The organism is Natrinema sp. H-ect1 (assembly GCF_041821105.1).
Lineage (GTDB): Archaea > Halobacteriota > Halobacteria > Halobacteriales > Natrialbaceae > Natrinema > Natrinema thermotolerans.
In genome coordinates this window covers 78,701-98,161 of sequence record NZ_JBGUBA010000011.1, presented here as the reverse complement: position 1 = coordinate 98,161, position 19,461 = coordinate 78,701, and the positions used below count along the sequence as shown (strand labels likewise).

Annotated in this window: 13 protein-coding genes and 1 pseudogene; 9 read left to right on the top strand and 5 right to left on the bottom strand. The window is 55.5% G+C overall.

Annotation, left to right across the window (positions count from 1 at the left end):
• Window positions 1–536: 536 nt before the first annotated feature.
• Window positions 537–1,325 (bottom strand): TrmB family transcriptional regulator, encoded by a 789-nt coding sequence (locus ACERIM_RS16885; protein ID WP_049967036.1) that lies wholly within the window; start codon window positions 1,323–1,325, stop codon window positions 537–539.
• Window positions 1,326–1,408: 83 nt separating this feature from the next.
• On the opposite strand from ACERIM_RS16885, the gene ACERIM_RS16880 reads away from it, so the two are divergent.
• Together ACERIM_RS16880 and ACERIM_RS16875 are read left to right on the top strand one after the other, a co-directional pair.
• Window positions 1,409–1,741, top strand: coding sequence for a multidrug efflux SMR transporter (locus ACERIM_RS16880; protein WP_373633544.1), 333 nt, complete (start codon window positions 1,409–1,411; stop codon window positions 1,739–1,741).
• 94 nt (window positions 1,742–1,835) lie between these two features.
• The gene (locus ACERIM_RS16875; RefSeq protein WP_006648155.1) at window positions 1,836–3,083 is read left to right on the top strand and encodes a digeranylgeranylglycerophospholipid reductase; all 1,248 of its coding nucleotides are present in this window, start codon (window positions 1,836–1,838) and stop codon (window positions 3,081–3,083) included.
• 809 nt (window positions 3,084–3,892) lie between these two features.
• Here ACERIM_RS16875 and ACERIM_RS16870 read toward each other — a convergent pair.
• Together ACERIM_RS16870 and ACERIM_RS16865 are read right to left on the bottom strand one after the other, a co-directional pair.
• Window positions 3,893–5,287 (bottom strand): DUF6498-containing protein, encoded by a 1,395-nt coding sequence (locus tag ACERIM_RS16870; RefSeq protein WP_373633543.1) that lies wholly within the window; start codon window positions 5,285–5,287, stop codon window positions 3,893–3,895.
• Between the two features lie 282 nt (window positions 5,288–5,569).
• Complete coding sequence (locus tag ACERIM_RS16865) at window positions 5,570–5,815, bottom strand: DUF4870 domain-containing protein (protein WP_006648153.1); 246 nt, start codon at window positions 5,813–5,815, stop codon at window positions 5,570–5,572.
• Window positions 5,816–6,124: 309 nt separating this feature from the next.
• On the opposite strand from ACERIM_RS16865, the pseudogene ACERIM_RS16860 reads away from it, so the two are divergent.
• The 3 genes and pseudogenes from ACERIM_RS16860 (at window position 6,125) to ACERIM_RS16850 (ending at window position 8,858) form a co-directional block, all read left to right on the top strand.
• Window positions 6,125–7,797: pseudogene (locus ACERIM_RS16860) on the top strand (transposase).
• 342 nt (window positions 7,798–8,139) lie between these two features.
• A complete protein-coding gene (locus tag ACERIM_RS16855; protein WP_094530790.1) occupies window positions 8,140–8,511 on the top strand; it encodes a helix-turn-helix domain-containing protein in 372 nt (123 codons plus the stop codon).
• Complete coding sequence (locus tag ACERIM_RS16850) at window positions 8,508–8,858, top strand: type II toxin-antitoxin system PemK/MazF family toxin (RefSeq protein WP_373633542.1); 351 nt, start codon at window positions 8,508–8,510, stop codon at window positions 8,856–8,858. The genes ACERIM_RS16855 and ACERIM_RS16850 overlap by 4 nt, the downstream gene beginning before the upstream one ends.
• Window positions 8,859–8,973: 115 nt before the next feature.
• On the opposite strand, the gene ACERIM_RS16845 is transcribed toward ACERIM_RS16850, so the two are convergent.
• A complete protein-coding gene (locus ACERIM_RS16845; protein WP_373633541.1) occupies window positions 8,974–10,098 on the bottom strand; it encodes a PQQ-binding-like beta-propeller repeat protein in 1,125 nt (374 codons plus the stop codon).
• Between the two features lie 196 nt (window positions 10,099–10,294).
• Here ACERIM_RS16845 and ACERIM_RS16840 point away from each other — a divergent pair, with 196 nt between their 5' ends.
• The gene (locus ACERIM_RS16840) at window positions 10,295–11,968 is read left to right on the top strand and encodes a transposase (RefSeq protein WP_373633540.1); all 1,674 of its coding nucleotides are present in this window, start codon (window positions 10,295–10,297) and stop codon (window positions 11,966–11,968) included.
• Window positions 11,969–12,372: 404 nt separating this feature from the next.
• Entirely contained in the window at window positions 12,373–13,515 is a 1,143-nt protein-coding gene (locus ACERIM_RS16835) for a tyrosine-type recombinase/integrase (RefSeq protein ID WP_373633539.1), read from the top strand.
• 15 nt (window positions 13,516–13,530) lie between these two features.
• On the opposite strand, the gene ACERIM_RS16830 is transcribed toward ACERIM_RS16835, so the two are convergent.
• Complete coding sequence (locus tag ACERIM_RS16830) at window positions 13,531–15,213, bottom strand: acyl-CoA synthetase (protein WP_373633538.1); 1,683 nt, start codon at window positions 15,211–15,213, stop codon at window positions 13,531–13,533.
• Window positions 15,214–15,359: 146 nt separating this feature from the next.
• Here ACERIM_RS16830 and ACERIM_RS16825 point away from each other — a divergent pair, with 146 nt between their 5' ends.
• Window positions 15,360–16,163: an N-acyl homoserine lactonase family protein gene (locus ACERIM_RS16825; RefSeq protein WP_373633537.1), complete on the top strand. Its 804-nt coding sequence runs from the start codon at window positions 15,360–15,362 to the stop codon at window positions 16,161–16,163.
• Between the two features lie 585 nt (window positions 16,164–16,748).
• Complete coding sequence (locus ACERIM_RS16820; protein WP_373633536.1) at window positions 16,749–18,017, top strand: PQQ-binding-like beta-propeller repeat protein; 1,269 nt, start codon at window positions 16,749–16,751, stop codon at window positions 18,015–18,017.
• Window positions 18,018–19,461 lie beyond the last annotated feature (1,444 nt).

Here is a 19,461-nt window from a genome sequence, read left to right as displayed (position 1 = left end):
TGACGAACAGCACGAACGCCTCAGCGATCTCAAAGACGAGCGCGGCTACACCTGGAAGGGCTTGATGCTCGAGGGCGCGAAGTGCCTGGAACGCGACGGGTCATAGTTGGTGGACAGACAGTCAAGTGTCGCATTCCTCCGCGCCGTAAACGGCGCGGTTTCCTGCTTGAAGAAAGATGAGCGCTCACCGGTGGTTACAGCGGACAACACGCTAACACTATTGAAGAAGCCGACAGGAATCGGGTAGTGAGGTACTCTGTTCGGGTCAGCATGCCAATTGAGTGGCTACACTATTCGAGGTCTCCAAAATTTGCCCTTACGATTGGAAGTGTGACGAGAATGGCCACTTGGAGAGTGATTTGGAGCAGTTTCTGTTGACCGAATCGGCTAAATCCGCGCATCACAGGCCCACTAAACCCGGTGTAGTCTCAACTTCCAAAGCACCCAGGAGTTGAGACTGACCTTCTCAATGCACAGAGGCAATATCGGTTTGAGTCAATTACATCACATCACGTCTTCCTCACATCATCACTGTCTCACTCAAGGAGAGGAACAGCATCGGTCCACAGTCGTTGGAAGTACTGCTCAAACTCGGAGACCACTTGCGAATCTTTGATCCCGATCACACCAACCCTGTCTTCACCAGATACTGGATGTAGCACATCGATCGTCGTCTCCACATTATCCACGATATCAAACGAAAGCGCAATCTCAGGGGTCGTTCTGACAGTTATGTCTGCGGGCTGGTTTTCAATTAGATGTGGGAATCGATCAGGGAGGACGGTAACTGCCTTTTCACTGAAGAGGAGGTCAACAGCCAAATCGGTATTAGCACCCTCGAAAAAGCCTTCCACTTCAGATTGGAGTGTCTCCCACGTCGCATCCTCGTAGGGAGGCCCGACAGTTGCTTTGACAACGTTCTCCGCGGTTCGCATATGCTGCTGGAGCGCTGTACTCATTTCGTCACTCCCGAGCGATCCAAGCCAGAAACTACTCTCTGTTGGTGGTGTCGGCAAAAGGTTCGAACGAACTGTTTCTGCTTTCTCGCGGTAACGATCCCACTCTTGTTTCAGTTCATACGCTCGTTCAGCCAGAAGCCTGTCGACGACGGTTTCTGGCTGTACGGCCACGTACTGATTTGGGTCGCTTGACTGTCTCCAGATCAACTTGCGAGCTTCAAGGCCGTTTAGTACGTCGTAGATCCGGCCTTTTGGGACTCCACTAGTATCAGAGAGTTCAGCTGCCGTCACTGCTCCTGTTACGAGAAGGGTTCGATAGGCCTTCTCCTCGTAACTTGAGAGTCCAAGCTCGCCCAATTCCGTCATGCTTTGTCATTGTGCCTCCAAACAAATTGTAAGTGCTGTTTTGTTTCAATAGTCGTATCTCGGGGGCTTCGAGACCTAACAATATGCATCCATACGTACTGCTCGCTGGTGCAATACTCTCCGAATTATTCGGGACAACTGCCCTCAAACTCTCGGAGGGATTTTCACAACCGGTTCCCAGTATTGGGGTTGTCCTCGGATATGGGGCGGCGTTCTATCTACTATCCCTGACGTTAGAGGAATTACCGATGGGTGTCGTCTATGGGACATGGGCAGCATTGGGTATTGTCGGTGTAGCAGGTATCGGGGCCGTTGTTTTTGATGAACCAGTTGATCTGGCAGGCCTTCTCGGAATTGGCCTCATTATCGGTGGCGTCTACTGCGTCAACGCGGTGTCACAGATGTCTGCCCACTAAGATGGTGGGCACCGGGCCTGTGTGGAAACAACCGAAAAGTGGCACTGTGTTCCAACATCTTGTTCGTCCGCTCCTGAGTAGTTGTTCTCCAACGATGTCAAACAGGTATGATGTAATCATCGCTGGGGCAGGTCCAGCGGGGGCGCAGTGTGCACGAGATCTAGCTGACCGTGGGTACGATGTTGTCGTCCTAGAAACCGAAGCAGAAGATGAATTCCCAGCTCAAAGTAACAAATCTACCGGCGGAACGTTTGCGTCAATGATGACCTCCTTCGGCATCCCGGATGACGTCGTTATGCACGCGACTGAATCAGTAGTTCTTGAATCTCCAAATGAACACCTTATCCAGGACCAGCCGGGCTTTGTCTTGGACTTCGAGGCGTTCAAGAAGTTCCTTGTCGAGGATGGTCGTCACAAGGGTGCTGAGTATCGGTTTGATGCTCGTGTTCGTGACCCGATCGTCGAAGATGGTGATCTCGTTGGTGTCCGTTATAACCGTGATCAGGAGGTCTTTGGCGAAATCGTTATTGATGCTACGGGTCCGGCTGCGCCACTGGCTAAAGATCTGGGGATAGCCAATCTTGAGCGGGAGAACCACGCGATTGGTATTGAATACTTATTCGAAGGCGTCGATCTCAATCATCCCGAGTTTGCTGATCTCACTGACGCGATGATGTTGCGGTTGGACCACGAGTACGCCCCTGGAGGTTATTCGTGGATCTTCCATACGGGTGACGACACAGCAAAAGTCGGCATCTGTTATATCCAGAACGAACGCTATCAAGAAAACGCCATTCACGATCGCACCGTCGACGGGTATCTCGAACATTGGCTTGATACTGACCCACGGTTCGAGAACGCCAGACAAATCGCAGAGAGTCCAGTTCGGGGATCAGCACATGTACAGCCCCCCGGATCGATGAGTACTGATTCGTTTATGGCGATCGGTGATACTGTCCCGTCGGTTGATCCTGTCTGGGGAGAGGGAATCTACAAGTGTATGAAATCAGCTCGCGCAGCTGCGATGACAGCCGATCGTTGTCTGACGAGGACGAAAGACACCTCTGCTAAGGAGATGAGAGTCTACGACGACCTCTGGAAGGAGCAAGTTGCTCCCAGACAAGACCGACGATTGATGATGACGAGGTTGCTATACCTTGCACCAAACGAACGGTACGACCGACTCATGCAAGATCTGAACAAGCTTTCTCGAGATACCCTTTCAGATATTAACGATGGGAGCAAGCGGGAAATTGTAAAACTGTTGTATCCCAGTGATCTATCCTACCTCTGGAAATACTGGCGAGAAACACAATTTGGGAGTGTCTCGTACTCCAACTAACCACAACACTTCCGCTGATGAATCCAACTTCTATCCAATCTTGATCAACTGGTCTTGGACGTTTTGCTATCAGTACCCACATGGCTATGACCCCCGAGTCGCGTCGAACAGTCTTCCGCCAAATCGCTCATTGTTCCTATGTCGATTGGCCAACGTATGGGTCTAGCCCGCTGTTCGATCGCTCGTCGCTTCCCGCACTGGAGTCGGATGTCCGCGTCGTCGCAAAAACGTGGTTCCAACAAGACGAACACGAGGGCGTTGAACCATTCGTCCACACATTACCGCTTGCATACGTCCAGTTCGATCCCTACGACCGGTATGCAGGATCGACGAGCTACGAGATGGAGACACTATTTCGCTTGTTCCTGCTGAAAGAATGCCATGGCTGGGACCACGAGACGGCCCTCGAAGCACACCAGAAGTTGAGACTGGTCTTCTCAATGCATACGGTTCCGGATTCAGATGGCCGCAGCGGCTCTGTTAAAATCCGAAGGGTCCTCTTCGGTCAGTGCAGCATCTGTATTGACCACAACCCAATCAGAATATATCACTTGCTGAGGATTCCAATAGAGTCAGCTCAGCCGATGAGTCCTCGCTCGAGGTCTGCATGGAGGACAACATTTTCTGGACCGACATCCTGACGATCAACCCCGGATTCGAGTTCAAAGTCGCCATCGTCAGCGACGTCCCCTTCTTGAGTTAGGGCTCGTCCGCCCCGGAGCTGTCGGAGTTCTGATCCCGATACGTGGGGCGGACGCGTCGCGGTGACCGGCTGCGACGCGCCCGCTCCGCCCGCCGTCGACGTCGGATCAGGCGGCCGGGAGCGCCCACTGCCACGCCGATCTGAGGACGAGGACGCCGAACGGGCCGCCCCACCCGGCGGCGACCGCCCCGACGGAGGGAGCGGAGTAGGCGAGGGCCGCCACGGCGGCGACGCCACAGGCTCCGACCACGGCTGCCACCCCGGCCACGCGTCGGTCGAGTGGGCCGAACGCCGTCGTCTCGACGGGGAGTTCCAACGCCTCGACAGCCCGGTCATACTCCCGGAGGTGCGCGACGCTGAGGTCATACTCCCCCACGGTGGGGGTGAGCGAGAACGTCCGAGTATCACAGGAGCGGTCGACGAACTCTCCCTCGCACAACTCGACGTTCCGGATGTCGTCGACGGGGATCGCCCACTGGACAGTATCGGTAAGGTCGTCGTACGCGACCACCGTGTCGTCGCGACGCTGGTACGCCAGCGTACCGTGAGTGAGGGCGTACTCGACGGCCTTCAGCCCGCCGATGATGGCTGGCAGGAGGCCGAAACAGACCACCATGGCAGCGACCGGCCCTGTCGATCCGCTGGTGAGCCCAATCCACGCGAAGAGGTACACCGGGCCGCTGCCGATTGCGGACTTCGCGCCCCGCCAGAACGCGGCGCCGCGGACGGCGTGCCGGTCCGGACGGACCTCAGCCGTCGGCGACGCATCCGGAGCCGCTACAGGCGGGAGCGTCCCCACCCCCTTGTCGGTGGTGGACGATTGCCCGGCGCGGTAGTCCCCCCACTCCGCGAATAGCTTCACCGTGACGAACGCGACCAGCGCGCCGGTCGGACCACCGGCGGCCGCGAACCAGAGCAACACTATAGCTACCACAGCCTCGTTCTTCGCGCTTCTGATCACGTCTCGAGGGGTGCTCGTCTCGTGGCGCCGCTTGCGGAAGTACTCGCGGTTGATGACGCCGACTTGAGAGACAATCAGGGAGGCGGCGCTCGCCGCCACCATCGGATCGGCGAGCGTCGCCGGCACGTCGATGAAACGGCTCAGTACGGCGAGGTATATCCCGAGGAGCCCCACGCCAGCCCCGAACGCTCGCGAGACGAACGGGAAGTTCCGGGGGTAGATCGGTGGGAGCGAGTTGACGACCGTGACGCTCCCGCGCCGGCGGTTGAGGTCGCTCGGTCCGACGGAGACCCCGCCTAACTCGTCGGACTTGAGCGGGTTATCCTCCTGTGGGCGCTCCAGCTCGTCGTAGTTCGGCGGGCGGCGCGCGAATAATGCCTTCAACCCGGCGAACGGGACAGCGACGACCAGTTCCATCGCGTAGACGACCGCGAACGTCTGTGCGCTCCACCCGAGGTGGAACACGCCGACCAGCGGGATGACGTTCGCCGCGACTGTCACCAGAAACACGGTAGATGAATCGTTCGATGGTGGCTTCATAGATCCATCATCTGTAGTTTGAGCACGTCCAGTTCAATCTCGGCCATGTTCAACCAGCTTCCCTTCTTGAGATAACATGAATATCCTACCTATATCGCTCGATAAAAGCGATCGCTCCAGGATACGTCCAAGTCGATCCAGATATCGCTTTTACCGTTGCGACGATGGTGTAAACGAACGTAAGGAATATCGAAATCACTAGGACGATTATCAGGAGGAATCCGACGAGCCCAAACACGAGATCGAGCGGGGCTGGGAGCAAAGAAACCTCAGTTGTTTCTCCTAGGACGTGATCTCATCGGCGCCGAGAAAGAACATCACAAGGGCGACAATCATGAGTACGGCCACGGTAACGTGCCAATTGATGGTGTGACGGGCGTTCGTCCGTGTGAACTCATTATCTGAAACAGCGTACAGGATTAGGGGACCGAGAAATCCAGTAAACAGTCCAAGCAGGTGGACGAGGATGCCACCGATAGAGCGTTTATCGGACAGTTCAGGGTCAGATAGAGTTGCTGTGAATGTCATGGATGTGGCAATCTATGATCTACAGTTTGTTCAGTGCCTCTTTCATGTAGAATTTACATCATTATGGATATAAGTACCTTTGGTCTGGAAGACATGCGCCTTATTCCCTGCAAGATGATATGGATACCATCTACAATTGATAGGTGTCTCAAGGTCAGTTCGTAGGTGAAGTGAGCAGATAGGCCACTGCTTTTGACGTGAAACAAAAAGGTCATGATACTACACCACCTTCCCTATCCAGAACGCAGTTTCTTCCCGAACCTGAGCGGTTAGACGGGTTTTTGAACGTGCTACAGCCAGCATTTCGTAGTGGCCTCAACGTGTGAATCTCGACGGGCAGTCTTTCGACGGATTGCACAACGATCGTTCGAGGAGTGGCCAGCATATGATGCAGCGCCACTGTACAATCGATCCTCTCTTGGTGGATTGAAAGAGGACGTTCGCGTAGTTTCAAGAGCGTGGTTCGTCCAGAAGGAGTACAGCTCGGTCGATCAGTTTGTTTGCCTGCTTCCGCTGGCTTACTTTCGTTTTGACCCCCATGACTGCTATACAGGGTCGACACAGTACGAGATGGACACGCTCTTTCGGATTCTTGTCCTGAAAGAATCTACGGATGGGACCACGAAACGGCCCTTGTTGAGTACCTCAATCGCCGCCCGGACATCCGGGAGCAGTTGGGTCTGGAAACGATTCCGAACCAGTCGACGCTCTGGCGTAGCTGGCACAACCGGCTTACCGAGGATCTTCGTGAGATAATCCAGGCAGCTGCACGCTCGATTCTCGTCAATGCCCAAGAGGCAGGTGTCTCAATTCCACGAGAACCGGACCGAAAGCTCTCTCGCCATGACCGCGACACTGAAGAACCAGATCTGGACAACCAGAGCATACTGGAACAGACGCAGAAGGTCACAAGCCATCTTAACCACGTTGTTTACCCCGCCTTCTCACTTGATCGGAGAGAAGGCTGTGAAATCCATGAGAAGGCCTACTGGGACTTACAAACCTATCTTGGGCTTCGAGAGAATCTGGCAGCCAACGAGGGGGCTCGCAGTTTCACCGACGAATCGGATCGGGAGCGAACGCCGTTAGGTCACGCCCATCGTGAGCAGATTCAAACTCTCTCGATACCAGAGATACGAGCAATGTACCGGCAAGCAGTGGGTAGACTCCTAGATGAGGCTGCGAACACGGAGGAGTTCTTCCGAGTTGGTATCGTGGCGATCGACATCACCGAAGATGCTCCGTTTACAGGGGACAGAGCGGGACACGAAGACGAGATTATTGGAACGAAAGAGAACACCGACGAGTACGCATATCAGTGGGCGACAGTACAGTTGGTCGGAAACGCTGTTCCACTTGTATTGGATGCTCGTCCAGTACGACGTGGCGAGACGCGTAAAGAGATCGTCGAGGATCTGCTCGACTCAGCCCAAGAGATGGTTTATGTCGATAACGTGCTGATGGACCGTGAATTCGACAGTCAGCACGTCCTCGAGATGATCAGTCAGCGTGGACTTTCATACGTCGTGCCAAAGCGGATGCAGACCAGTGAGAAGGCCCAGGCCAAGCGCCTCCTCGAACGCGATCAGGACCGCTACGAAACCGACCGCAAACACCATTTGGGAAATGACGAGTGGCACGAGACGACATTGATCTACCGGCGGAAAGAAAACTCTGAGCATGATGACTATCGCCAGTATTCGGTGTTCATGTCGAATCGAGGTGGGCTCATCGCTATGTATGCCTATCGGTGGGAGATTGAGAGCGGCTACAAATCGATCAAGCGGTTCATGGCCGAAACGACGTCGAAAGATTTCGGGCTACGATTCTTCTATTTCGCGTTTGCCTGTCTCCTGTATTCGATCTGGCGGGCTGTCGATCTACTTGTACAGGTCGAACTGACTGGTGAGTATGAACGCTCGCCAATCGTCACAGCCGATAACACTCTAACGCTGCTACGGAAGGAGACTGGAATCGGATAGAGTCCCCCTCAGTTCGGCTGACCGCCGTGTTTTCGAGTGGCAACACTAGCTCTGACCTCGGAAAAACCGTCAAAATAGTCACTGTGACAACAAAATTTGGCGCTTCGGAGGTAATCTGAAACGATTCCATACCACTGATTCGGCTAAGTTCCTGCATTACAGGCCCGCTAACCACACTGTAGTCTCATCTTTCAAAGCACACTGGTAGTTGAGACTGGCCGTCTCAATGTATACGATTCTCGGACTGCTTCGACGAGGCTACGGGCGGAGTATCTCCTTCAGCAATTTCGTCGCTTTCACACCTAACACTCATTACGATTGACACCGTATTTCTGTTCAACGATGTCCATCGACCGAGATACCTTCGAGAAGACGAGCGAGGACGAACTCGAGGAACTTTCCGTCCCGGATCAGGTCCTCGGATTTCTCGCCGCCAACGATGATCGCGCGTTCAAGGCCCGCGAAATCGCCTCTCAGATCGGTCTCGATGAGGGCGCGGTCAGCACCGCGCTCTCGAGACTGAAGGACCGCGATCTCGTCGAACACAAAGCGACGTACTGGGCGATAACCGACGACACAGAGCGACTCGACGGATACAGCGGGTACGAACGAGCGACCGCCCTGTTCAACCAGCGACTCGGTACAGAGGACAAGGAGTCCTGGCGCGAACACGCACCCGAGGAACCACATCCGAGCGTCGAGGACGAACAGTGACCGACGAAGAGAGACCGATTTTCGAGCGTGGCGACGTCGTCTACGGGGATGATCCGTTCAAAGGCGAGCAAGATGCTCGGCCCTGGCTCATTCTCTCGAATCATGAAGGCCGTCCGTTCCACGGCGAGCAGTATATTGCGCTCACGTTGACGTCGAAATCCTGGATGGACGGCCTGATCGACATTCCCGAAGAGAAATGGCTGCGTGGTGGGACGCCCGACGAGAGTCGAATCGTCCCATGGGGCGTCCAATCGATCGACCACGAGGATATCGACTTCTGGCAAGGACAGGTGGAGAGCGGGCTTGTCGACGAAGCGGTCGCTGCCCTCGCCGAAGAGTTGCAGTAGTTGATCTGTACGAGACCAACCGGAATCTACAGGCATAGCAGGACGAGTGCCTCGGGGCTTGACCCCGAGGATGAAGGCTTGCTAACGCTGTTGTCTGTTACTGTAGTATCTCGCGTTATGATGGCTGAGTGAGAGCGTATAGAGTTCCGTTGGTTGTTTGTGCAAACACTTGCTCGTCACCGGCACCTAGGAGAAATGTCTCACTGGAAATCGTCGTCTGAGCTTGCTCAAATGAAGAGAGTCTATCGACCCACGTGACCTGTCCGGCATCTGTTCCGACAATGAACCTGTCCAAGGTCGAAGTTGTTTGTGTTACGGGCGTCTCAAAGCGTCTCTCATAGCGTTCCGTACCGTTCTGAAGTGAGAGCTCATATAATGTCCCAAAAGTTCCAGAAGGTGCTTGTGCTGTCGACTCTGCAACTAAAAGGGATGATTCAGTTTTGTGGACCCCTTGGACTCGGGCATCCATTCCAAATGACGATCGCCACTGGAGCTGGCCAGTTGTCCGATCAAGTGCGGCGACGTTACCGTCTGCTCCAACATATACATGGGAATCGGCAGGAAGAGGGCCGACAGTTGTTGACGGCCAGTCCTCCGGCTGCCACGCCCACAGAAGTGTTCCGTTACTGGGTGAGAGTGCGACGACGCCTCCTTGGTTACCAAAGTAGACCGCCGTATCATCAGCTGCAAGTTGGTCGTCTGGTGCGGCAATCACGGTGAAGTCGATTCCATCGATCGACGACTGCTCCCAGCGAAGTGTTCCATCACTCGTCTCAAGGGCTGCAAGGGAGCCGTTCGCCGCGTAGAGGATCTCATCCGAAACAGTGAGCGCTGAAGCGAGGTTATTCACGGCCTGTGTCCACAATTGCTCACCACTCGATGCATCGAACGCGTAGATCTGTGCTTGTGCACCACGGGGGCCGCCTCTCTCGCCAGCGTAGATGCGGCCATCTGAAGCAGTGAGGCCAGTTATTCGTTCTAGATCAATATCCCACTGTCGTGTCCCGTCTGTTGCATCAAAAACCGCGAGCTGGCTATTCCCAGATTGACTGCTATGATACCCACCAACTGTAAGCCATCCGTTCGTTACACAGGGTGGGGACAGTGATGTTGGTTCAGGAACTGATGCGGTCCATTGCGTCCCATCTGGCGATTGTGAAAGAATTGTCCCCGAGCAGCCAGCGAGAACACCTGCCAAGAGCGTACCACTAGTGGCGAGGAACGAACGGCGGGAGGGCATACAGAAATCCACCCACCCGAATCATATAGACATTCTGGAAGCTATATCTAGAACCCACTCTGTTACATCCTCACTCTACATCTAACGATTAGCTGCACCAGTCTTGTTGGCGACTGAGGAATCCAATAGAGCTACTGAAACCACTATACAGGTCAGTTAGACGGACTCTTGGGCATGTCCGGGCTATCTATCCGTAGTGGTCGCGACTCGCGAGTCTCGATGCAGTGTCTTTCGACGAATCGCACACCACCAGCACGTCGAGTGGCCCACATATGACTCGACGCCGCTGTACGATCGAACCTCGCTCGCCGGGTTAGAATCGGACGTTCGAGTCGTCTCGGGTGCCTGGTTTACGCACCCTGATCATAACTCACTCGAACAGTTGGTCTGCTCGATTCCTCTGGCCTACTTCCGCTTCGAGGCCCACGACTGCTACGGAAGTTCGACACGCTACGAGATGGATACCCTCTTTCGCGTGTTCGTGCTGAAAGACCTCCACGGATGGAAGCACGAAACATCTCTCGTCGAGTACCTCGATAGCCACCCCGGACTCTGCGGACGCCTAGAGTTGGGGACGGTGCCCGATCAATCGACACTGTGGCGCAGCTGGAATGAGCGTTTCACGCGAGATCTCCGCGAGACGGTCCAGAAAGCGGCTCGAACGATCCTCATCAAAGCGCAAAACGCGGATGTCGTCGTACCACGCGAACCAGAACGAAATACCCGTCAAGGCCACGACGCCGCTGAATCGAACCCTGACAACCAGGCCATCCTCAACAAGACAGGAACGATTACCAAGCACGTCAGTCGCGTCGCGTTCTCTGCGTTCTCGCTCAACCGCGGCGAGGGCTGTGAGATTCCCGAAAACGCCTACTGGGGCTTACAGACCTACTTAGGACTCCGTGAGAACTTGGCCGCCAACGAGGGCGCTCGAAGCTTCATCCACGAGTCGACGCGTGAGCGAACACCACTTGGGCATGGTCATCGCGACCAGATTCGCGATCTCCCTATCGAGCAGATTCGCGAGATGTACCGACAGGCAATCCGGCAACTCATTAACGAACTCGCGGAGACAGAGGAGTTCTTCCGCGCAGGTATCGTTGCCATCGACATCACCGAGGACGATCCCTTCACGGGCGATAGGACGGACCACGAGGACGAGATTATCGGGACGAAGGAGAAGAACGACGAGTACGCCTACCAGTGGGCAACAGTCCAGCTGGTCGGCAACGCTGTCCCACTCGTGCTCGATACGCGACCAGTTCGACGAGGTGAGTCACGTAAGGAGATTGTTGAAGATCTGCTTGATTCTGCAGAGGAACTCGTTCACGTCGATAACGTCCTGATGGACAGGGAGTTCGACAGTCAGCACGTTCTGGAGATGATCAGCCAGCGCGAGATCTCCTACGTCGTCCCAAAGCGGATGCAGACCAGCGAGAAAGCCCAAGCCAAGCGCCTTCTCAAGCGAGGGAAAGATCGCTACGAGACTGATCGAAAACTGCACTTGGGCGACAACGAGTGGCACTCGACGACGCTAATTTACCGTCGGAAAGAGAACTCCGAACACGACGACCATCGGCAATATTCGGTGTTCATGACGAACCGAGGAAGTGGCCTTCTCACTGAGTATGGCTATCGGTGGGAGATCGAGAGCGGCTACAAGTCGATTAAACGGTTCATGGCGGCGACGACCTCGAAGAATTTTGGACTGCGATTCTTCTACTTCGCGTTCGCCTGTTTGCTGTACTCGATCTGGCGAGCGGTCGATCTACTCGTGCAGGTCGAGTTGAACGGTGAGTATGAACACTCGCCGATCGTGACGGCTGATAACACGCTGACGCTGGTGAAGAAGGAAACCGGAATCGGATAGTAATGGGGCTCTCCCCGTGGTAGCGCAGCATCTGAGTGGCAACGCTGTCGGACGTCTCCGAAATTCGCGTATATGGTTGTAAGTTCAACAAGACAGGCCGTTTGGTGAGCAATCTGAGTCAGTCTCCACTAATTGAACCGGGCGAAACCACGCATCACAGGCCCGCTAAACCCGCCATAGTCTCAACTTCCAAAGCACACCATTTCATATATCAATATATGATTTATCGATTGGAAATATACTACACTGATGGATTCTACCCCTCGAATTCTGGCGAATCACCGCCACAACAGAACACTCTTGATTAGTCGAATAATCAAGTGTAGTTTTATGAGTATCCACTCCCTCTGGGAATCACGAACGATGGATCTCGGCAGGAACCGGCGTCTCGAGGGTGATCGAGCGTGACTACCTCCAAATCGACACCGGTCGGAGAGCCGCTCGAGGCGTTCCTTCGATCAAAATCGAAAGGCGGCGAGGAAAGCGGGAACTACCGACGGAACCTCGAGCGTTGTGTCGAGGACTTCCTCGAGTGGCTCGCGGCCGATCCCGACTCGAACGGAACCTTCGACGACCTGGACGAACGGACGTTCCGACGGTACGCACGAGAACTGACGAGCCGAGACCTCGCATCGGGGACCGTTCAGACGTACTATGCGCAGGTCAGCGCGTACGTCGGCTGGTGCGTCCGCGAGGGGCTCCTCGAGGCGAACTACGCCCAGCGCAACGTCGCCACGGAACCGCTCCCGGAGACCGACGGTCGACGGTCGGGCGATCAACAGGCCTGGACCGACGACCACAGATTACGGATTACGCGCTACGTCGACGAACGCGCACACAACGCGGCCGACGAGAAGGGCCTCGACGCCGTCCGGGAGTTCCGCGATCGGGCGCTCGTCTACGTTCTCTGTTACTCCGGGGTCCGCGGCGGCGAGATCTTCGCGGATCCGAAAGACGACCGTCGGAACGGCCTCAGGTGGGACGACGTCTCGCTCGAGGATCGGACGATGACCGTTCTCGCCAAAAAGCAAGACTGGTCGGATCGATCACTGACGGAGCAGACGATAAATCCTATGTCGCGATACAAAAGATTGCTCGATCCCGCCGGGGGAGACTGGCCGGTCTTCCCCACGTTTCATCTTCCGACGCTCTATGAGACGCTTCGGACGGGATTACGGGACGAACACGGCTGGTCGGCAGCCGAGATAGAGGAGTTCGTCGACGGGTTGACCGGTCAGATCGCCGTTTTCGATGCGCTCCGGGAGTACGAACTGACACCGCCCTCGATCAACACGGACGGCGCTCGACGGATCATGCGGCGACTGTGTGAAGAGGCCGGGATTCGACTCGAGGATAAACACGGGTATCTCGCACCGCACGGTGGCCGACGGGGAGCCGGCGAAGTCATGGTTCGCCAGCGGGGCTTTACCGCCGCTGCTCGACTTCTGGATAACAGCGAGGAGGTGGTTCGGCAGTCGTACTCGCATATCGAGGCAAAGGAGATGGCCGAGGACGCCGGCCGTGCGTTTTCGGAACACGACTCGTGACGGCCGCCGCGTCCGTCAGCTCTCCTCGTGGTCTCGCAGCGAGGCCCGCCGGACTTTGCCGGTGGCGGTCTTGGGAAGTTCGTCGACGGTCTCGATTTCGCGCGGGTACTCGTACTTCGCAAGCCGGTCGCGGACGTGCTGGCGGATCGACTCTCGCAGGTCGTCGCTCGGTTCGGCGTCGGCGGTCAACACCACGAACGCCTTCGGCACCTCCCCGCGCTCGTCGTCGGGGACGCCGATCACCGCGGCGTCTGCGACGGCCTCGTGGCCGGCGACACTGTCCTCGACTTCTTCCGGCCCGATGCGGTAGCCCGCGGAGATGATCACGTCGTCTTTCCGCCCCACGAACGCCACGTAGCCGTCCTCGTCCATCCGCCCGAGGTCCTCGGTGAGCAGCCAGCCGTTTCGCACCTTGCCCGACGTCTTCCCCGGTTTGTTCCAGTACTCCACGAAGCAGACGGGGTTGTCCTCGTAGCGAACGGCGATCTCGCCGGTCTCGCCCGTCTCGACGGTCGGTTCGGCCGTCTCTGGATCGACGATTGTCACCTCGTGACCGGGACCGGCGCGGCCGATATAGCCCTCGCGGAACTCCGTTAAGGCGGTGCAGTCGCCGACGAGCATGTTCGCTTCGGTCTGTCCGTAGCCTTCGTGGACGGCGGTGTCGCCGAAGGTGTCCTGTGCCCAGTCGACGATGGACTGGCCCAGCGACTCGCCGCCGCTGGCAATGGTTCTGAGCGTCCCCACGTCGAACCGATCGGTGTCATCGACTTGCATCATCATGCGCAGGGCCGTCGGCGGCGCGAAGAAGTTCGAGACGCCGTACCGTTCGATGAGTCGGAACGCCGACGCGGGGTCGAACTGACCGCCGTTGTAGGCGACGACCGGCTTCCCGTAGTAGAGCGCGGGCATCACCACGTCGAACAGAGAGGCGATCCAGGCCCACTCGGCGGGCGTCCAGAACACGTCGCCGTCCTGAAGATCCATGTTCCCGAAGGTGGTGACGAAAAGCGGCAGATGACCGAGTACCAGCCGGTGTGCGTGGCGTACGCCCTTCGGATCGCCGGTCGTCCCGGAGGTATAGATGAGGATGGCGTCGTCCTCGGCGGCCGTCTCGACGGTGTCGAACTCCCGTGAGTGGTCGTCGATGGCGTTCCAGAAGGCCGCTTCACCGGCCGCCTCATCCGGCGTTACATCGCCGACGGTCAGCGTAGTCTCGAGATCCGACAGTGACGCGCGGGCCTCCCGGAAGTTCTCGATATTAGATTCGTCGACGACGGCCGCGACGGCGTCACAGTCCTCGAGGCGGTACTCGACGGCGTCGGGGCCAAAGAGCGTCGAGAGAGGGACCGACATCGCACCGAGTTTCCAGGCGGCGAGATGGGCAAACACCGTCTCCGGCCGCTGTGGCGCGTTCACACCCACGCGGTCGCCGGCCTCGACGCCCTGGGCCCGCAGATAGTTCGCGAGCCGATTCGTCACGTTTCGCATCTGCCAGAAGGTGTACGTCTCTTCGGTGCCTGCTGCATCCTCGGCAAACAGTGCGACGCGGCTCTTGTCGTCGGCCCACCGGTCACACAGGTACGTCGCCATGTTGAACCGGTCGGGTACCTCCCACTCGAACGCCTCCCGCAACTGCTCGTAACTGTCCCAGTCATCCTCGTAGAAATGGTACGCGTCCAAGCGTTGTCCTCGTGTCATGGGTGTCTGTGATGTAGTAGCATTGGTTTCTCCGGTGATTCACTCGCTCGGCGAGGTAACAAATGACACATCGGCAGACGGTAACAAAAAGGTAAGGTGAAAAATCGGAGAAAGGTTTAACAGAGAAACTATAGTTAGGAGACACCATGGTAGATGCTACCATCAGTCTCGTCGATAGGGGATCGATTCGAACCGACCGGAACTTCCTCATCGAAAACGAGACGATGGGATCGGCCGCCGATCCGAACCCGGACGTGGAAATGATCGAGGGGCCAGTGTATAACCTCGTTATCGACCACCCCGAGGCGACCATCCTCTGGGACACCGGGTCCCACCCCGAGTGTGGGGACGGCTACTGGCCAGCGGAACTATACGCCGCCTTCGAACACCACGACGCCGACGAGCATCCGCTCCCCGACGCGCTCGAGGACGTCGGGTACAGCGTCGACGACATCGACGCCGTGGTCCAGACACACCTCCACCTCGATCACGCGGGGAGCCTCCATCGCTTTGCCGGCACCGACGTCCCGGTGTTCGTCCACGAGCAAGAGATAAAATACGCCTACTACTCCGCCAAGACCGAACAGGGCTCGAGCGCGTACGTGCCCAGCGACTTCGATCACGACCTCAACTGGCGGATCGTCCACGGCGATACCGAGACCCACTTCGAGGACGTCGAGTTCCTCCACCTACCGGGCCATACCCCGGGCGTGATGGGCACGCGTATCGACATCGACGGATACGGGACCGTCGTGTTCACCGGCGATCAGGCGTACACGCGGGCCAACTACGACGAGGAACACCCGATGGGCGGGGAACTGCTCTGGAGCAAGCGGCACTGGGAGGAAAGTCTCCAGCGCGTGCAAGAACTCGAGCGCCGGACCGACGCCGACGTGTACTGCGGCCACGACCCCGACGACGTCGAGGAGCTTCGCGACGGCCTGCCCTGACGGAGCTGGATTCAGTTCCCTGCCGCTGGGAGACTGGGCGGTGCGGTCGGCCTCAAGGTAAGTCTTTTTCGAGCGTCTCCGCGGGAAGACGCAGGTCCCGATACTGGTCCGCGTGCTACTCCGTGCTTGGGAAACGCAGGGACGAAAGCCGAAGGCGAAAAAGGCGACGACGAAGGGGGCCTAATGAAAGCCTTCGACGAACTCGACCTGCCAAGTTACAGCGATCGTACTGGGGTTGCTGTCGTTGGCGCTGGCGGGTGTGGGAACAGCGGTGAGCTTCGAGCTGGCTTGTTAGTCGTCGTCGATTCCGAACAGTCGGAATGAACTATAGAATAGGTCCGATAGGTAGAATGTTTCAAATAGTTTTAATAGGTGCAATAGGAATAGCAAACGACCTAATGGGCGTCGCCGTCCGCTAACGCTCTCCACATTCATCAAACTCCGCTGCGTAGCTCTCGCTAAGCAGGTCTGCGAGCGTCGTTCCAAACCAACTCTACGACCTGCTCACTTCTCAAACCGCGCTAACTAAACGGTGCCTAGATAATCGCCCGAAAGCATTTATCAACTCTATTGAGATTTGAGTGCATGAAACGTCGTTCCGTACTTCTGGCGACCAGCACAATGGGTATTGCTGGCTGTATGGAGTCACCCACCAACGACAGTACTACCGAGTCACCAAACAACGACAGCACTACCGAGAATACTGGATTCGATAACCCTACGTGGAGATATGAGATTCCGGGAGATGATTTGACCGTGTCAGAGGGGACACTCTACGGTTTCGAATCATATCCACATAATGACAGGAAGAAAGAGAAACTTAGAGAAGAAACGGATATCTCTGGGCGTGTATTTTCTCTTAATCTAGAGAATGGAGAGCGGAAGTGGGCTCATGGGTCTACTGCTTATCAGCATGAAGGGAACAGTAATTTGACTATAGAGGACGCCATTTATTACCAAACAAATAATGATGTAACCAGTTGGGTGTCCGCAATTGAGTTTGATGGAACAGAGCGTTGGGCAGGATCTGAGGGCCACAGCACACTTGAAGGGTCACTCACACATGTCGCTGAGGGCGCTGCCTACGTGCAAAATGTCACAGATATCAAAGTTATTGATGCCAGTGAAGGTGATCTCTTATGTTCAGGTGTAGGATATATCTATTTCGACACTGCCGCTAAGGACACTTTTGAAATGGTCTATGTCAGGAGGCAGGAGGGTAGCGACGAGGTCGTCGTTGCACTGGATGCAGATGATGGGAGTGTGCAATGGCGTTATGGGCAAGTCGATGACTACAGAGTGCATGATGTTTTTGATGGTGTCGTATATGCGACGGATGATGGGACTGTTATTGCAATTACTGATGGCGAAGAACGGTGGCGAGTAGACCTGTCGAAGCCGTCGGGTTCTTTGGATATTCTCGAGTTCTCATCTAATTCTGTATTCATGAAAGATGATACCTATCTGTACGCAGTAGATATTTCTAAAAGGGACATACAATGGAAGCAAGAGATGAGAAGTCCTCGACGTAGAGGTGATTTGCGAATTTATGGTGATAGAATATACGTTGGTAGATACGGTGAACAAGAAGTGTCTGCATTTGGATTAGAGGAAGGGACTGAACTTTGGGACACGGACATCGGTAGTGATGTAGAATCGTGGAAAGTTGTCGGTGAAGGCACAGTAGGTTCGGAAGAGTCACTTTTTGTTCGAACTGAAAAAGAACTACATCAGGTAGGTTCGGATGGTGAAGTGGCTCAAACATGGACACCGAACGAAGTGATACATGGTTTTGCAGTGGATGAGTTCATCATCATATCTACGGATTCAGGGATCTACGCGTTAGAACCCTAATAAGGCCGCTTACTTGCTTCGCTCGTTCGCGGGTGCTACGATTACAATCCGACCGCAGCGGTAAGTCCTTCACCTGTACTTACCGCTGGTTCGCAATCTCCTATCCGACTCTACCGTAATTCTCGGACATCTCATTTATCCAAACACTTTTCTCCCGGCATGTTCATTCTCCAATAGGTATGGACACAATTGGTTACCTGCATATCGGGAGTCTAGTACTGCTGCTCAGTGGCGGCGTACTGTTACTCGGATCAAGTCAGACAGTTACTGGTCTAATTAGCTTCACACTCGCTATCATGGTTGCGTATTCCTTCACTGAGCGGCGCAAACGCAACCAAATGAGTTTACCCACGTAATCCGGAACGTGTTGTTCTGCACTGAGCGGTCTGTGCTTCACCTGTACTGCCTATGAAGCTTATGACCGATTCTGGATAGAGAAACTATTCCAATCTCTACTGTCAGATCAGTCCGTTCTCCCGTGCTTTCTGCCGTAAGGACTCGAGATCGAGTTCGTCGCTCATATGGAGGTTTTCGAGCGTCGACAGCGCTGCATCCAGCGGCTCGTACTCGTAGTAGATCCCGCCGGCGCGGCCCTCGTTTTACTTGAACCGACCGTACGGACACCCCGTGTGCGAGATGAATTGAATAGTGGGTTAAGTAGGGTCACCCCGTGTGCGAAGTGAATTAGCTGGGAATGTCAAATGAATACCCTCCGTGTACGAGATCGTTCCTTGGTCCAGCAACACGGGCACCCCGTATGAGAGATGGGTCGAGCGGGGACACCCCGTGTGCGAAATGAAATCCAGCTTGGAGTGGAAAGGTGGCTCAGCTCAGGACGATCTGAAGAAGGCACACACCGTGTGCGATATGAAACGTGCGTTGAGAGGGGGTTTATTGGTGCTATCATCAAGAGAGCGATGTGAGCTACCGTAGTTCTGTAGAATTCGATAATGGATACCCCCACACCCCGTGTGCGAGATGAATTTGACGAATAAGTCGGTCCGATAAAATCGGAGAAAGTACAAGAATAGGCGGAAGAACCAATCTAAAAGGAGAATACAGAAGAACAGGACGAGAGAAACTCCCGTCCAACACCTGAGCAGATAGCTCACATCACAACGTATACTATTTTGTTTCGGCTGACTGTAGTCCTAGTGCGGTTCCTGTTGACAGAGTATCTATGTAAAAGTTTCCCTAATAGAGATCCGTTGTTGTTTTAGTCTTCCCAGAGGATCTTTTCCGTAAAATCGTCTGTTTAGCGGTTTCTCGGTCTGACTCGTTGCTTTCCGTCTCCCGCCTCTTTCTCAATTTCATCTCGCACACGGGGTGTGGGTGTTCCTGTTAACCAACACTTCTGGGACTTTGTTGGTTAATTTTCTTCAAAACATCCACATCAAATCTCGATGTTCTGACTTTCCGTAGGATCACTCTCTGTCCGCCGCTC